21 protein-coding genes are annotated in these 15,394 nt (G+C 40.1%); 7 read left to right on the top strand and 14 right to left on the bottom strand.

Annotation, left to right across the window (positions count from 1 at the left end):
* On the bottom strand, positions 1-1,968 hold the full coding sequence (parE, locus tag NSQ17_RS09130) for a DNA topoisomerase IV subunit B (RefSeq protein WP_007499323.1): 1,968 nt from the start codon (positions 1,966-1,968) through the stop codon (positions 1-3).
* A gap of 415 nt (positions 1,969-2,383) precedes the next feature.
* Positions 2,384-2,797: a CoA-binding protein gene (locus tag NSQ17_RS09125; RefSeq protein WP_041092719.1), complete on the bottom strand. Its 414-nt coding sequence runs from the start codon at positions 2,795-2,797 to the stop codon at positions 2,384-2,386.
* Between the two features lie 154 nt (positions 2,798-2,951).
* On the opposite strand from NSQ17_RS09125, the gene plsY reads away from it, so the two are divergent.
* Both plsY and NSQ17_RS09115 read left to right on the top strand, forming a co-directional pair.
* On the top strand, positions 2,952-3,533 hold the full coding sequence (gene plsY / locus NSQ17_RS09120; RefSeq protein ID WP_008343794.1) for a glycerol-3-phosphate 1-O-acyltransferase PlsY: 582 nt from the start codon (positions 2,952-2,954) through the stop codon (positions 3,531-3,533).
* A gap of 95 nt (positions 3,534-3,628) precedes the next feature.
* Entirely contained in the window at positions 3,629-3,916 is a 288-nt protein-coding gene (locus NSQ17_RS09115; protein WP_008343795.1) for a HesB/YadR/YfhF family protein, read from the top strand.
* Between the two features lie 41 nt (positions 3,917-3,957).
* On the opposite strand, the gene NSQ17_RS09110 is transcribed toward NSQ17_RS09115, so the two are convergent.
* From NSQ17_RS09110 to acnA, 7 genes are all read right to left on the bottom strand, one after another.
* Positions 3,958-4,266, bottom strand: coding sequence for a hypothetical protein (locus NSQ17_RS09110; RefSeq protein WP_024719080.1), 309 nt, complete (start codon positions 4,264-4,266; stop codon positions 3,958-3,960).
* 3 nt (positions 4,267-4,269) lie between these two features.
* Positions 4,270-4,692: a thioesterase family protein gene (locus NSQ17_RS09105; protein ID WP_178930214.1), complete on the bottom strand. Its 423-nt coding sequence runs from the start codon at positions 4,690-4,692 to the stop codon at positions 4,270-4,272.
* Positions 4,693-4,795: 103 nt separating this feature from the next.
* Positions 4,796-5,038 carry a small acid-soluble spore protein Tlp gene (gene tlp / locus NSQ17_RS09100; RefSeq protein ID WP_017359579.1) on the bottom strand — a complete coding sequence of 81 codons (243 nt, stop codon included), beginning with the start codon at positions 5,036-5,038 and terminating at the stop codon, positions 4,796-4,798.
* A gap of 15 nt (positions 5,039-5,053) precedes the next feature.
* Positions 5,054-5,197 carry an acid-soluble spore protein N gene (locus NSQ17_RS09095; RefSeq protein WP_008357830.1) on the bottom strand — a complete coding sequence of 48 codons (144 nt, stop codon included), beginning with the start codon at positions 5,195-5,197 and terminating at the stop codon, positions 5,054-5,056.
* Positions 5,198-5,248: 51 nt separating this feature from the next.
* On the bottom strand, positions 5,249-5,374 hold the full coding sequence (locus tag NSQ17_RS09090; protein ID WP_003211002.1) for an FbpB family small basic protein: 126 nt from the start codon (positions 5,372-5,374) through the stop codon (positions 5,249-5,251).
* 75 nt (positions 5,375-5,449) lie between these two features.
* Positions 5,450-5,953, bottom strand: coding sequence for a TlpA disulfide reductase family protein (locus NSQ17_RS09085; RefSeq protein ID WP_008343807.1), 504 nt, complete (start codon positions 5,951-5,953; stop codon positions 5,450-5,452).
* Positions 5,954-6,019: 66 nt separating this feature from the next.
* Positions 6,020-8,749, bottom strand: a complete 2,730-nt coding sequence (acnA, locus tag NSQ17_RS09080) for an aconitate hydratase AcnA (RefSeq protein ID WP_008343808.1) — start codon at positions 8,747-8,749, stop codon at positions 6,020-6,022.
* A 220-nt stretch (positions 8,750-8,969) separates the two neighbouring features.
* Here acnA and sspO point away from each other — a divergent pair, with 220 nt between their 5' ends.
* The 4 genes from sspO to NSQ17_RS09060 all read left to right on the top strand — a co-directional run bounded on the left by sspO (position 8,970) and on the right by NSQ17_RS09060 (position 10,460).
* Entirely contained in the window at positions 8,970-9,116 is a 147-nt protein-coding gene (gene sspO / locus NSQ17_RS09075; RefSeq protein WP_017359581.1) for a small acid-soluble spore protein O, read from the top strand.
* Between the two features lie 17 nt (positions 9,117-9,133).
* Positions 9,134-9,280: a small acid-soluble spore protein P gene (locus NSQ17_RS09070; RefSeq protein ID WP_003211331.1), complete on the top strand. Its 147-nt coding sequence runs from the start codon at positions 9,134-9,136 to the stop codon at positions 9,278-9,280.
* Between the two features lie 102 nt (positions 9,281-9,382).
* Positions 9,383-9,772 carry an Hsp20/alpha crystallin family protein gene (locus tag NSQ17_RS09065; protein WP_024719083.1) on the top strand — a complete coding sequence of 130 codons (390 nt, stop codon included), beginning with the start codon at positions 9,383-9,385 and terminating at the stop codon, positions 9,770-9,772.
* A gap of 259 nt (positions 9,773-10,031) precedes the next feature.
* The gene (locus NSQ17_RS09060) at positions 10,032-10,460 is read left to right on the top strand and encodes a DUF2621 domain-containing protein (RefSeq protein ID WP_007499335.1); all 429 of its coding nucleotides are present in this window, start codon (positions 10,032-10,034) and stop codon (positions 10,458-10,460) included.
* A gap of 21 nt (positions 10,461-10,481) precedes the next feature.
* Here the strand turns inward: NSQ17_RS09060 and NSQ17_RS09055 are convergent, their stop codons facing one another.
* Complete coding sequence (locus NSQ17_RS09055; protein WP_342468043.1) at positions 10,482-10,964, bottom strand: CcdC protein domain-containing protein; 483 nt, start codon at positions 10,962-10,964, stop codon at positions 10,482-10,484.
* Positions 10,965-11,058: 94 nt separating this feature from the next.
* Positions 11,059-11,766: a cytochrome c biogenesis protein CcdA gene (locus NSQ17_RS09050; protein ID WP_008343813.1), complete on the bottom strand. Its 708-nt coding sequence runs from the start codon at positions 11,764-11,766 to the stop codon at positions 11,059-11,061.
* Between the two features lie 214 nt (positions 11,767-11,980).
* On the opposite strand from NSQ17_RS09050, the gene NSQ17_RS09045 reads away from it, so the two are divergent.
* Positions 11,981-12,148: an aspartyl-phosphate phosphatase Spo0E family protein gene (locus NSQ17_RS09045; protein ID WP_008343814.1), complete on the top strand. Its 168-nt coding sequence runs from the start codon at positions 11,981-11,983 to the stop codon at positions 12,146-12,148.
* Positions 12,149-12,416: 268 nt separating this feature from the next.
* On the opposite strand, the gene NSQ17_RS09040 is transcribed toward NSQ17_RS09045, so the two are convergent.
* The 3 genes from NSQ17_RS09040 to tkt all read right to left on the bottom strand — a co-directional run bounded on the left by NSQ17_RS09040 (position 12,417) and on the right by tkt (position 15,368).
* Positions 12,417-12,635, bottom strand: coding sequence for a YneF family protein (locus NSQ17_RS09040; protein ID WP_003212379.1), 219 nt, complete (start codon positions 12,633-12,635; stop codon positions 12,417-12,419).
* Positions 12,636-12,719: 84 nt separating this feature from the next.
* Positions 12,720-13,166 (bottom strand): sporulation inhibitor of replication protein SirA, encoded by a 447-nt coding sequence (sirA, locus tag NSQ17_RS09035; protein WP_041507216.1) that lies wholly within the window; start codon positions 13,164-13,166, stop codon positions 12,720-12,722.
* Positions 13,167-13,364: 198 nt separating this feature from the next.
* A complete protein-coding gene (gene tkt, locus NSQ17_RS09030; protein ID WP_041092713.1) occupies positions 13,365-15,368 on the bottom strand; it encodes a transketolase in 2,004 nt (667 codons plus the stop codon).
* Positions 15,369-15,394: the final 26 nt, after the last annotated feature.

Genomic DNA, 15,394 nt, shown 5'->3' with positions numbered 1-15,394 from the left:
TTAAACCTCCTCAGCTAGCGACAAGTTTTCATTTTCAAGAATGTTGCTTTCCTCATCAAGTCCAAAGGCGACATTCTTTTCAATCCATTTACGGCGTGGTTCTACTTTGTCACCCATCAGTGTCGTGACGCGGCGCTCCACCCGTGCAGCATCATCGATCTTCACCCTGACAAGCGTTCTCGACTCTGGATTCATTGTCGTTTCCCATAGCTGGTCGGCATTCATTTCACCTAAACCTTTATAGCGTTGAATCGTATATCCTTTTCCAACTTTCTTTAATACGTCATCCATTTCTTCATCAGACCAAGCATATTCAATGACTTCTTTCTTCCCTGAGCCTTTGCTAACTTTATATAAAGGCGGAAGGGCAATGAATACTTTGCCATGCTCAATCAGCGGCTTCATATAGCGGTAGAAGAATGTAAGCAATAGAACCTGAATATGCGCACCATCTGTATCAGCATCTGTCATGATGACAATTTTGTCATAATTGATGTCTTCTACATTAAAATCGACACCAACCCCGCCGCCAATGGCATGGATTATGGTGTTGATTTCTTCGTTTTTGAAAATATCAGCAAGCTTTGCTTTCTCTGTATTAATGACCTTTCCTCGAAGCGGCAGCACCGCTTGGAATTTTCGATCACGTCCTTGCTTGGCTGATCCACCAGCAGAGTCGCCCTCTACTAGATACAGTTCATTTCTTGCCGGGTTTCTAGATTGAGCAGGTGTTAATTTTCCGCTGAGTGTTGCTTCAGATTTTTTTCGTTTCTTGCCGCTCCTTGCTTCTTCTCTTGCTTTTCTAGCCGCTTCTCTTGCCTGCTGCGCTTTAATCGCTTTTTTCACAAGCAGTGTCGCCGTTTCGCGGTTTTCTTCAAGGAAATAAGCCAATTTTTCAGAAATCACGGCATCAACAGCTGACCTTGCCTCACTCGTTCCAAGCTTTCCTTTTGTTTGTCCTTCAAATTGAAGAAGTTCTTCAGGAATTCTGACAGAAATAACAGCTGACAGGCCTTCACGAATATCCGTACCTTCTAAATTTTTGTCTTTTTCTTTTAAAAGGGTCACTTTGCGTGCATATTCATTAAAGGCTCTCGTCATGGCCGTTTTTGCACCAGACTCATGCGTACCGCCATCTTTGGTTCTTACGTTATTGACGAACGACAAAATATTTTCTGAATATCCGTCGTTAAATTGAAAGGCAAAATCGACTTCAATGGACTGATGTTCGCCTTCAAACGAAACGACTTCACTAAGTACATCCTTTTCCTCGTTTAAATAAGCAACGAACGCTTCAATACCTGTCTCATAATAAAAGGTTTCCTGCACATCATGGCGCTCATCAATCAGCTCTATTTTTAACCCTTTTAATAAAAAGGCTGATTCTCTTAAACGCTCTGATAATGTATCAAAATTATAGGTGGTGACACTGAACATCGTTGGATCTGGCTTAAAATGAATCAGTGTACCGGTCTTTTTCGTTTTCCCGATTTTTTCAAGTGATGTGACTGGCTTTCCGCCATGTTCAAAGCGCTGGTGATAAATAAATCCATCGCGTTCTATCGTCACGGTGAGCCACTCTGAAAGTGCGTTCACAACGGACGCCCCAACTCCGTGAAGTCCACCACTTGTTTTATAACCGCCCTGACCAAATTTTCCGCCTGCGTGCAGGACCGTTAAAATGATTTCTGGTGTCGGTTTTCCAAGCTTATGCATACCAGTAGGCATTCCGCGCCCTTTATCTTGGACGGAAATGCTGTTATCTTTATGTATTTTGACAATGATATGATCTCCATGGCCAGCGAGCACTTCATCGACAGAGTTGTCTACAATCTCATAGACAAGGTGATGAAGACCGCGTGAATCCGTCGATCCAATATACATCCCTGGGCGTTTACGGACCGCTTCAAGCCCCTCTAGCACCTGAATAGAATCATCGTTATAATCTACTTGCTGCTTTTTAACCAAATGCTTAATCCCCTTTCACTAACAAACATAACCGGCTAATCATCAATGATCTCTCTAGATTTTAATGATGATCATGCTGCTCATTACTGTCCACTTTAATAAGCTGCATCATCACCATGCATGTGTGATTCAGCGATACATGCTCTTTTGCACGGTTATGAGAATGTTCTACATTCTGCAATCAGAACTAGAAGTCCATTATAAACAAGACTGTTTCATAAGCCAAATGCAATCATATGATGGTTTTAGCAAAACAGAACAAATGTTCTATATTTATCTTATCGCTCTTTTTCTCGATATGCAAGGTCACCGATAGGTCCCTGTCGCCTTATTTTATCGCTTTCTTCTAGAATCGCAAATATATTTCTGCAACAAAAAAGCAAAAATCCTTGAAAAACCAAGGATTTTTGACGATTTAATGAGTTTTTGTCATCGCATGAGCCACTTTGATACATAAGTCCATGATGGCGACCTTGCCATTTTCCTCAATCAGCCTTTTTGCCTCTTCATGATATACGCCTTGCTGCGCCCAAAAAACAGGTGCGTCTATTTCAAGAAATTCTTTCGCCACCTCAGGCAAAAACTCAGAACGTCTAAAGACATTGACGATATCAACAGGCTCTTTTATGTCTTTTAAAGAGGCGACCGCTTTTACCCCAAGTGCTTCATCAATCGTTGGATTGACAGGAATGATGTCATAACCGGCATCTTGCATGGCTTTTGAAACCATATAGGACGTTCGGTGCGGCTGATCTGACAAACCTACAACTGCAATTCGCTTACTGCTTTTTAATATATGCCCAATTTCTTGTTTTGAAGGATGATTCATCCAGACACTCCTTTTCTTCTATTTTAGCGAATTTCTTGTTAAAAACAAAGCTGAATTCATCGGCCATCGTTTTTTTCAAAAAAAGATCGCCATGTTTTTCATAAGATCATGTTAAAATGTAAGACAAGAGGGAGAATATAAAGGAGTTATGCAGATGTTAATTGCTTTGATGTTTATTTTGGCTTATCTTCTCGGCAGTATTCCATCAGGTCTCATTGTCGGGAAAGCTGCAAAGGGAATCGATATCCGTGAACATGGCAGCGGGAACCTAGGTGCGACGAATGCATTCCGTACACTAGGTGTGAAAGCAGGGTCCATCGTTATCACAGCTGATATTTTAAAGGGGACTCTTGCTTCGGCTTTACCGTTTTTCATGCAACTGGACATTCATCCCTTATTAGCAGGAGTTGCTGCTGTTATCGGTCACAGCTTTCCTGTCTTTGCAAAATTTAAAGGGGGAAAAGCGGTCGCTACATCAGGCGGCGTGCTGTTATTTTATGCCCCGTTCTTATTTATCACGATGATCGCTGCTTTTTTCTTATTTTTATACATTAGTAAATATGTTTCATTATCATCTATGCTGACTGGGATCTACACATTCATTTACAGCATATTCACCCAAGATCTATTTTTAATTATTGTTGTTGCTGTTCTTGCTGGCTTTGTGATCTTCAGACACATCGCCAACCTCAAACGAATTCTCAACAAAACTGAACCGAAAATCAAATGGCTTTAGCCGTTTCATCAATTTAAATATGTGGTAAAAGTAAAGAAAAGCTGTTTTTGCATCCTGCATTTAAAACAGCATGACTTCAAAAAGGGGCGATCACATTGAAATTAACGATAAAAGATGATGCACTCAATTGGTACAAGAATGAACTGGATTTAGAAAAAGGTGATCATGTTCGCTTTTTTGTCAGATATGGCGGGTGCAGTAATGTACAAAAAGGCTTTTCTCTCGGCGTCGCAAAAGATGAACCTCAAAATGCCGGCGCAACCGCTGAAGTAGAAGGCATTACTTTCTTCGTGGAAGAAAGTGATATTTGGTATTTTGACAACCATGATCTGCATATTGATTATAACGAGTCCGTGAAAGAACCAGAATTTCATTATGAATAAACAAAAAAGATACCTCATCCCTCGGGTATCTTTTTTGTTTATCACTCAATATAAAGTCCATACTCCTGAATGTTTCCTAATGACCGCTCTTTTTGCAAAATCCGTTTTTGCGAATCACCGATGAGATCAAAATGAGGAAAACCTTCACGAACATGAATCCACTCTTTCTTTAATCCATGCTTTTGTCCCCAAGCGATTAATTGCTCCATATCCTGACAGGCTGCCTTTGTGACAGTATTCGCATGCGGAAAACGGTCATCAAGCCAATAGTGTGTCAAAAAGGCCACATTCCCTTGCCGAACAGCTGATTTCCAAGCATTTAGATCCTTTCTTTTAATACCAAATGCCATGAATCAAACCTGCTTCTTGGACTGTTCGTATACGCTGTGCCATGCAGGGAAAGCTTTTCTAAATTGAATCGGTCTAAAGGTTTCTTTGTCCACACAAATATGTGAGGTGGTCCCTGTAATAGCCGTTTGTCCATCAGGTTTTTGTATTTCATAGCCATACACTGTTTTCACGCCGTTATATTCTTCAATCCATGTGTGAACTGTAGCCGTTTCACCGTACAGTAGTGGTTTCTTATATTGAACCTGAAGATCGACAACAGGTGCAAGGACACCGTCTGCCTCTAACTGGGCATAGGAAAAGCCTAATTCTTTAATTAACGCTGTTCTACCGACTTCCATCCAAATTAAATAGTTGGCATGATACACAATGCCCATTTGATCTGTTTCTGCATAACGGACTTCTATTTCTTTTCTAGATACATACACGTTTTCATCGCTCTCCTATCAAAACCTAACGTCTCTGACATTTTACCACATTCCAAATGGTTCTTCTAAAAAGAGGCAATAAAATAAACCAGGAATCCCTGGTTTATTCAGTGTAACCGCTCTTTCTTGCTGCTTCCTCGTCCTTTATTTCAGAACGCATTGCGTCAATACTTGTTCTACGGTTTTCATTTTTTTGCTTGATCATCTGCTTTTCTTCCTCTGTTGAAAGACCCATTGCTGCTTCAGATTCATCAATATTTTCAAGTGTGTTTTCAATCATATCCTGCAGCTTCTCAACATTGTCAGAACGATCATCTGGATTGGATTGATATGACTTGTCATTCATCATGCTTCCCTCCTATTATTCGCCCTTCGTCTGTATCACATCAGGCTGTTCATTCGATTTATTATGCATCTTTTTGCCTTTATTTCGTTTGTATGCTACAGGTTTTGTCCCTAAATGGTCTGGTGTAAACTGCGCTTGTTTATCATGCTCTCTACCCATCATTCATCCCTCCCTCTTCTTTAGGATGAACGAAAAAGGACAAATCATAACTTATTTCTGTCTAAATCGCTCTTCCAACTTTTCTTCAAGCTGGTTTAAAAATTCCTCATTGCTTAATAATTCTTTTTTATTTTCAAGCACAAGTTCTTCAAATGTACGGCGCTTTCTTCTTCTCATGTCTATCACCACCTCCACTCTGTTCATACCATTTTCGCCAAAACATTTAGAAAATAAGCAAAAAGAGCTGAATCATTATAGATCCAGCTCTTTTTCAATTTCTTTTTTTGTGAGCATTTGATGCTTTACAGACAGGATACGCCCTTTTTCATCTAGTATGTATGTCGTCGGATAGGAAAGTACCTGATATCTCGCTTGAATACCTTTTTGATCTAATAAAACAGGAAAACTGACCTTAAGTTCATCAATAAATGAGGCGACGTGATCCACACTCTTTTCAGTGTTCGTCAAATTCACCGCTAGTACCTCAACTTGGTCATTTTCACTTCTAATTGCATCTAGATCTGGCATTTCTGTTCGGCAAGGCTTACACCATGTCGCCCAAAAATTGAGGAGTACTTTTTTCCCTCGATAATCAGATAACGATGCCGTTTTGCCATCAAGGGTTTTGAGCTCAAAATCAGGGGCTTTGTCCCCTGTTTCAAGACCGATGGCAGGTTCTTTTGGTCCGAATACATTCCATGCAAGTAAACCAATCAACACAAGTAAAACAGCGCTTGCCATTCCTTTTTTCCACATGATTGATCCTCCACTATGTTAAAAAAGAAGAGAAAGCTGTCTAAGCGCCTTCTCTTCTTTGCTTTATTAGTTGCTTGCCAATTTTTCACGCAATACCATTTGAAGGATACCACCATGACGGTAATAGTCAATTTCGACTTCACTGTCAAAGCGAACAATTACTTCAAATGTTTTCTCGTTGCCATCTGTATCAATTGCTTTTACAGTGACAAGATCACGCGGACGAACTGTTTCATCAACATCTACTTCGAATGTTTCTGTTCCTGTTAGTCCATAAGTTTCTGCACTTTCTCCATCTTTAAACTGTAAAGGAAGTACACCCATGAAGACAAGGTTACTTCTGTGGATACGCTCAAAGCTTTCCGCTAGAACGAATTTAATTCCAAGAAGATTTGTTCCTTTTGCAGCCCAGTCACGAGAAGAACCCATTCCGTAATCTTTACCTGCTAAGATCGCAAGACCAGTTCCATCTTCTTTATAACGCATGCATGCATCATAAATGGATGTTACTTCACCAGTTGGCCAGTACGTTGTATACCCGCCTTCTGTTCCTGGTGCGATTTGGTTCTTAATACGGATGTTTGCAAAAGTACCTCTCATCATAACATGGTGGTTACCACGGCGAGATCCGTATGAGTTAAAGTCTCTAGGCGATACGCCTCTTTCTTGCAAGTATTTACCTGCAGGTGTGTCTTTACCAATCGCTCCAGCAGGAGAAATATGGTCCGTTGTGACAGAATCACCGAACTTCGCCACTACGCGCAATCCTTTAAGTGGTTCAACTTTACCAGGTTCAACTGATAAGTTTTCGAAGAATGGCGGGTTATCAATGTATGTGGAATTTTCATCCCATTTATACAATGCATCGTCCGTCGTTTTAATTTCATTCCAGCGGTCATTGTTGTCAAAAACAGTTTCATACTCTGAACGGAATAGCTCAGGTGTGACAGTGCTTTTCACGACGCTGTTGATTTCATCCATTGATGGCCAAATGTCATTGAAATAAACGTTCTCGCCATTTTTATCGACACCGATCGGATCTTTTGTTAAATCAATATTCACCGTACCAGCAAGTGCATACGCCACAACTAATGGTGGAGATGCAAGGTAGTTTCCTTTTACAAGCGGGTGGATACGACCTTCGAAGTTACGGTTACCTGATAAAACAGAAGTGATCAGCAGATCATTTTCAGAGACAGCATCTTCAATTTCTTTTTCCAGCGGTCCTGAGTTTCCGATACATGTTGTACAGCCATACCCAACAATGTTAAATCCGAGGTCTCTTAAGTATGGAAGAAGTCCTGAGTTCACGAGGTATCCTGTTACAACCTTAGAACCTGGCGCTAGTGACGTTTTCACGTAGTTTGGCACCTTCATGCCAAGCTCACTTGCTTTCTTCGCAACAAGACCTGCTCCGATTAAGACGTATGGGTTCGATGTATTCGTACAGCTCGTAATCGCTGCAATGGCAATCGCACCTGTCTTCATCACAGCTTTTTCACCATTTGCTAGATCAAATTCGATTTGTTTGTCTAGCTCTGATTTTTCTAAGCCAAACCCTTGGTTACCAGCTGGGCTTTCGATGTGTTTATGGAACGTCTCTTTCATTTGAGAAAGTGGAATCAAATCTTGTGGACGTTTAGGACCAGATAAGTTTGACTCAATTTGAGAAAGATCAATTTCCACAACATCAGTAAAGATTGGCTCTTCTGCATCTGGCGTATAGAATAAGCCATTTGCGCGAGAATATTCTTCAACGATATTAATTTGCTCTTCATCACGTCCAGTAAGGCGAAGGTAAGCAAGAGCTTCTTCATCTACTGGGAAGAATCCGCAAGTAGCACCGTATTCAGGCGCCATGTTTGCAATTGTTGCACGATCTGCTAACGGCAATTGTGCAACACCAGGTCCGAAGAACTCGACGAACTTGTTCACTACGCCTTTTTCACGAAGAACTTGTGTCACTTTTAATGCAAGGTCAGTTGCAGTTGTTCCGTTTGGAAGCTCTCCAACTAATTTAGCACCAATAACTTCTGGTACTGGGAAGTATGAAGGCTGACCAAGCATACCAGCTTCTGCTTCGATACCGCCAACGCCCCATCCAAGTACACCGATACCGTTAATCATTGTTGTATGTGAGTCAGTACCAACTAATGTATCTGGGTAAGTGATGATCTCGCCATCTTCTTCGATTGCATGAACAACACTTGCAAGATACTCTAAGTTCACTTGGTGAACGATCCCTGTTGCAGGCGGAACAGCTTGATAATTGTTAAACGCTTTCTTTGCCCAGCTAAGGAAGTTATAACGCTCTGCGTTACGTTCGAATTCTAAATCCATGTTAATGTTTAATGCATCTTCAGTTCCAGCTTTATCGACTTGTACAGAGTGGTCAATGACCAGGTCAACTGGAATTTCAGGGTTGATTTTATCTGGGTCTCCGCCCACATCTGCCATTGCTTTTCTTAAAGAAGCAAGGTCAACGACGGCTGGTACACCCGTGAAGTCTTGTAAAATAACACGAGAAGGTTTAAATGGAACATCAATTTCTTTTACCTCGGCAGTTCCCCATTTTGCCAAGTTTTCAACGTGTTCCTTCTTGATCACTCTACCGTCTACTTGGCGAAGCACTGATTCTAAAAGTACCTTAATGGAATAAGGCAGCTTAGAAACATTTCCGATTCCTTGTTTCTCTAGTGCTTCTAACGAATAATAGTGATACGTTTTCCCATTTGTCGAAAACGTTTTTCTAGATTGAAAAGCGTCTTGTTTAGCGACTTGCTGCTGTTTCGACATGTCCAAAATCCCCCTTTTGATGATCAAGATCAATTTCAATTCTCAGAAAAATCGTCGTATTTCACCACAATTTTCTCACAATTTCATCTTAAAACAAATTCATACATAAGTAAATAACAATGCTTTTATTAAATTCAATAAGTTTAGCTTATCATGAGGAAATGATTACTCTTCATAAACTGAGCAGCACGGGTTCATACTAATGCTGAGGTGATAGAACATGACAAAAAGAAAAGCAAATCATGTCATTGACGGCATGAACGCAGCCAAAAGCCAAGGAAATGGTGCAGGTTATATAGAAAATGATCAGCTCGTTTTAACAGAAGAACAAAAGCAAAACAATAAAAAGCGTAAAAAAAACCAATAAGAAAGGAGTGAGAAATGATGACGAACAAAAACACAGGGAAAGACATACGTCAAAACTCTCCTAAAGAGCATCAAGGCGGGCAGCCTGAGCCACTATCAGGCAGTAAAAAAGTGAAAAATCGCAACCATACAAGACAAAAGCACAATTCACATCATGATATGTAAACATTCTCTCTTAAGCCCGTGACCAAACGGGATGTTTTAGGTCTTTCACACATTTCAGCTTTTATCATATGATTTATTATGAGATGTGATGGAGGAGTGTTTATGGAGAATGAAAAGCAAGTGAATTCCTCTGATTTTCTTGAAATAGATGATTGGCTGAGTGTATTAATGGACGATCCTTTTGCATGGTATGACGAACAGCTCCCAATAGATCTTTATGAAACGAGCCGTGATTATATTATTGAAATCGACCTCTCCACCCTATCGATCACTGATTTAAAACTGACCTTTTCCGGATGTGAGCTCATCCTCGCTTATTTGATTGATGAAAGAGAACAGCCGATTGAAAAAAGTGTCATGCTCCCTTTTTATTTGAATGACAAAGACATTGATACAGATTACGAAAACAGAATCATATCAATCAAAATCAAAAAGGATGCCCATCGTCAAGACGGAGCATTTTCCTTTCAAATGCCACACTTCAAACATTAAGAGCCCGCCTGTATACAGGCGGGCTCTCTTCCGTTCGTTTCAAGTCAATACCTTGTGCGAACCACCATGGCCAAATAGTAGAGTCGCTATACAATAATGTATTCCTTTTCTACTAAATGGTTTGGGTCATTCTAGTAAATGGGCGCCTCTTGATCAAAAAAGGCGTTTATAGAGAAAAAACTCATACATTTTTGTTATTTTCTTCTACCTTCCCTTCATGTAAAATAGAATAGAGAGAAGGGATATAGGGAGTGAGAACATGTTAAGCGGCTGGTTTTTGTGGTTCATTTTATTTTGGGGTACAGTGATGATTGGATTACTAGCAATCGGTGGCTTTTTTATGTTTCGCAAGTTTTTAAAACGATTGCCGAAAGAAGACGGGAAATCAGAGCTTGATTGGCAGGATGAATATATTCAAAAGAGCCTGCACCTATGGCGCGATGAAGACAAACAGCTATTAAATGAGCTAGTATTACCGGTTCCAGAGCTGTTTAGAGATGTCGCCAAAGAAAAAATCGCCGGTAAAATTGGCGAGCTGGCACTTAAAGAACAAGCGGCCAGCATTAATTTAGACTTAATCATTCGCGGCTATATTATCGCTACACCGAAGCGGGATCATAAATTTCTACTAAAGCGCCTTCAAGAAAAAAAGATCGACCATTCACCATATGAATCTTTATTAAAATAACCTCCTTTTTAAAAAGGAGGTTTAATTTATTTGGGCATGCTGCACATCTAATTGTTTAGACATCTTTCTAAACGACAAATACATCGCAACCCGCCAAGGGACAATCATGCCAAAGGCTAGAATCCAAAACATCCCGCTAAGCGCACCATAATCAATGGAAGAGCTTAAAATCGTCTTCATTCCGATACGAAGGACAAGAAGCCCAATGAGAATAAACACAAATGCTTTTGAACGCTTCAAATAGATTTCATTGCCTCTAATTTCAAATTTCGATGTTTTAATTAAAAAGATAGAGAAAAACATCCCTACAGTAATCGCCTCTAAAAATTCAGCTCCAGTTACTTGAAACATTGGCACAAAAAACATCAGTGCACCAGTGCTCATAAAGATAGGAGGTAAAATAATTTTTTTCGCGGTTGCAGGTTTTGCAGATGATTTAATGCGAATAAACATGACGGCTACCGCCATACATACCGCCACTATAGAAGAAATTATGATCATCATATCAAATCATTCCTTTATTCTTTAAGGTCAGCCTATGTATAATATACTCCAATTGACGAAAAAAAACCATTCGCCGCGACTGTAGAAAACGATTTCAAAAACCAGTAAATCCTCCAAATAATGATGAGAACATAATAATGATCCACGTCAGAAGATCAAAGAACAGCAAGATTCCTACCACGATCATAATAATCCCGCCAGTTTTCATAATGAGCTGCTGACGCTTTCTGATCCAAGCCATTTTTGTGATGAAAAAGGAAAGAACAAAAAATGGGATAGCAAAACCTAATACATACGCAATCATGTAGGTCACAGCGGACTCTGGCTTGTTGCTGGCAAGTGTGATGACAGCTGATAAAATCGGGCCGGTACATGGTGTCCAACCAGCAGCAAAACCCATTCCGATGAGAATCGATCCAAAAAAACCGGCTGGACGATTTTTAAACTGCAACCTCTTTTCTCCCATTAAAAAAGAAGGCTGAAATACACCAAGAATCATAAAGCCAAAGAAAATAATGAGAATGGCACCGATTTGACGAATCGCATCTTGATATTCAATGAAAAACTTCCCAACAAACGATGTCCCAAATCCAATGGCAATAAAAATGAGAGAGAACCCAATTAAAAAGAATAATGTATGAAGAAGACTTCTCCTTCTCAGCATCACCTTCTCAGATTTCACTTCATCTATACTAACGCCCGTAATATAGGATAAAAAGGCTGGATAAAGTGGCAGACAGCACGGTGAGATAAAAGAAAGAAACCCTGCTCCAAACGCTAAAAAGTAATTCAAATCTGACAAAAGAACACCCCCTTCTTACAATATACAATAAGAGATGACAAATTCATTTCATTTTTTTTACATCATCTCAATAAAGATGGTCTAATCTCTTAAAACCTTATATAATTTAATTTGACATCAAGATACCAAACCCTTTAAATTTGAAAATAAACCTTAAAATGGATATAATAGAACCGATTCTTTTTATCAAGATTTGCATGAAAGGAACATGACTTTGGTAAAAACATCATTATTAACTCAAATTGAAGAAAAAAGAGAAGAGTTGATGAAAGTTGTCTTGCATAATGGGATGACATCAACAGTGACCATCGAACATAGCCAGCAGCTAGATCATCTCCTCTTACAATATCAACGACACTTACACTCAAACTCAGCCAACTAATGATATCTCAAGATAGAAACAAATGCCGCACGATTTTAGAAAAGTTGATATGTGTGACAATAAAAGAAACGAAAACCTCTGCTCACAGGGGTTTTTTGTTTTGTCTTTAACGGACGGTTCACGGCAAAATAAAAACCACTTTCCCTGCTTTATTCATGCAAGTACAGTGGTTTTATGCGTCTGATGAAGGTGACTTCAATAAAGAAAGGACATCGCTTGTCCAATCTTTAGGGACCATGTTCCATCTATGATCATAATAACGTACGTATTATTTCGCTTGGTTGTTCATGGCTTTCATCATTTGATTGATTTTCTTTTGGGACGGTTTCATGCCCATTTGCATCATCATCATTCGAAGCATTTGTTCATTAATTGGTGGATTCTTTTTCAAGTAGCTCATCATATACTTACGAGCAATAAAGAATCCGAGTGCAACTCCTGCAAGCAGTGCAACAACGCCTACAAGGATGACAACCCATAAATCCATAATTCTTCCTCCTTCATGTTGTCTCGTATAAAGTGTACTAAACAAAAGGCTATTATACAACATTTCACGTTCAATTTTATTTTTTTAAACAAAATTCATCACTTTTACCGGATTGAGCCACCCATGCTTCTTTGATCCAAAGTCCATAGCCAGGAAACAAGGACTAATTTTTCTGAGTACTTCAAAAAACACCGCTTCTGCCTCATAACTGCCTGTGGCAGACATTTGAATGTAACGGTCTTTTATAATGAATGCGGCTGTGCCTTTTCCATCTGGCAGCGATGCACTGTATATTGAGCCTATTTGTGTATAGTGAATGTTGGTTAAATTGTTCATTAAACGCTGGTGCATATGAAAAGCAGGGATTCGTTTTGTTACATAATCCACTTGCTTAACAAGCATGACTAATTCGTCATCACTGCGGTTCGTCCAGTGTAACGATTCAAACAAATGAAACAAAATAGATTCTCTACCAAAATAATGATGAGCAAACTCATCCTCAATCCAATAAATATAATAATGGCGTTCCATGTCTATCCCTTCCTTTCACATTTCGTCAATCTCGCTTATTGCTTGTATTATACAAAAATGTGAAAGAAAGAATTGTCTATATATGAAGCAAGAAGAAACTAGTTTTGTCAAAAAAACAAGAAAAAAGAAAAAAGTTTGCAGAGCATAGTGAAAAGCTCTGCAAACCGACTGCAAAAAAGCATGATGCTTGGAGACTGATTATTTATTCAGCTTTGCTTTTACGCGGCTCACCACGTTGCTGACAGTGAAACCGTATTTTTCAATAATGGTTTCGCCTGGTGCAGAAGCGCCAAATTTATCAATCGCAATCACATCGCCATCAAGGCCAGTGTAACGTTCCCAGCCAAGTGAAGCACCCATTTCGATTGCAACACGTGCTCTCACTGCTTTAGGAAGAACGGACTCTTTGTATTCGTCTGACTGCTCATCAAAGCGATCCCATGCAGGTAAGCTCACGACAGAAACGCGAATGCCTTCTTTTTCAAGTGCTTTTTGCGCTTCAATGGCTAAACCTACTTCAGATCCTGAAGCAAGTAGAAGAGCTTCTGGCTGTGCATCAGCTGCTTCAACGACGACATATCCACCTTTTTCTACGCCTTCATACGCCTTCTCTGGTGCTTGATCAATCGTTGGAAGGTTTTGACGAGTAAGAACAAGCGCTGTCGGTTTATTCGTTGAAGATACAGCAATTTTCCATGCTGCAGCTGTTTCGTTTCCATCAGCTGGACGAATCACAGAAAGGTTAGGCATCGCACGTAATGAAGCGAGCTGTTCAACTGGCTCATGCGTTGGTCCATCTTCCCCAACCGCAATGCTGTCATGCGTAAATACATAAGTGACAGGAAGTCCCATTAATGCAGCAAGACGAATGGCAGGTCTTAAATAGTCTGAGAAAACAAAGAATGTTCCGCCGAATACACGAAGTCCGCCGTGAAGTGCCATACCGTTTAATGCTGCACCCATTGCGAATTCTCTCACACCAAACCAAATGTTTCTGCCAGCGTAATTCTCTCTGCCAAAGTCAGTTGTATCTTTGATTGTTGTTTTATTTGATCCAGCAAGGTCAGCAGACCCGCCAATAAAGAATGGTACTTGTTTTGCAATGCCATTTAATACTTCTCCAGAAGAAGCACGAGAGGCAAGGCTTGAACCTGCTTCATAAACAGGAACCTCTTGATCCCAATTCTCAGGAAGTTTTCCTTCAATCGCAAGCTTCAGCTGAGCTGCTAGTTCTGGATATTCTTTTTCATATTGCTCAAACAGTTCATTCCACGCTGCTTCTTTTTTCTGTCCAGCGTCTTTAACAGCTGTTTTGAAATGATCGTACACTTCAGAAGGTACATGGAAATCTTCTTCAAACGTCCAAGAATAAGCTTCCTTCGTTAGCTTCGCTTCCTCACTGCCAAGCGGTGCACCGTGCACCCCAGACGTTCCCGCACGGTTTGGAGATCCAAAACCGATCGTCGTCTTCACTTCAATAAGTGTAGGTTTGTCTGTACTTTGTTTGGCTTTTTCAATGGCAGCCGTCACTTCGTCAATGTTATTGCCGTCTTTTACATAAAGAACTTCCCAATTCATCGCTTCAAAACGATTCTTCACATTTTCAGAGAAAGAACGATCGAGGTCGCCATCTAAAGAAATGTCATTTGAATCATAAAGAACAATTAAACGGCCCAAGCCTAAATGACCAGCAAGTGAAGCAGCTTCAGAGGAAATGCCCTCCATTAAGTCTCCATCTCCGCAAATGCTGTATGTATAGTGATCCACAACATTAAAGTTATCTTTGTTATACGTTTCTGCAAGATGTCTTTCTGCAAGTGCCATTCCAACAGCCATCGCAATCCCTTGTCCTAAAGGACCTGTTGTCGCATCTACGCCTTCTGTATGTCCAAACTCAGGATGTCCAGGTGTTTTGCTTCCCCATTGGCGGAATTGTTTTAAATCTTCGATGCTCAGATTGTATCCGCTTAAATGAAGCATGCTATATAAAAGCATAGAGCCATGTCCCGCAGATAACACAAAACGGTCTCTGTTAAACCAATTTGGATTTTGCGGACTTACGTTTAAGTGATTCGTCCATAAAGCGTATGCCATTGGTGCAGCGCCCATCGGCATTCCAGGGTGACCGGAATTCGCTTTTTCAATTGCGTCTATGGAGAGAGTACGTATTGTTGCAATAGATTTCAATTCAATCGTTTCCATATAAATCCCCTTCCGTATCTTGTGTA

The sequence above is a fragment of the Bacillus sp. FSL W8-0629 genome (assembly GCF_038593225.1).
Lineage (GTDB): Bacteria > Bacillota > Bacilli > Bacillales > Bacillaceae > Bacillus > Bacillus altitudinis.
Note: the sequence above shows the minus strand (reverse complement) of the source record. Positions and strands in the feature narration are given on the sequence as shown.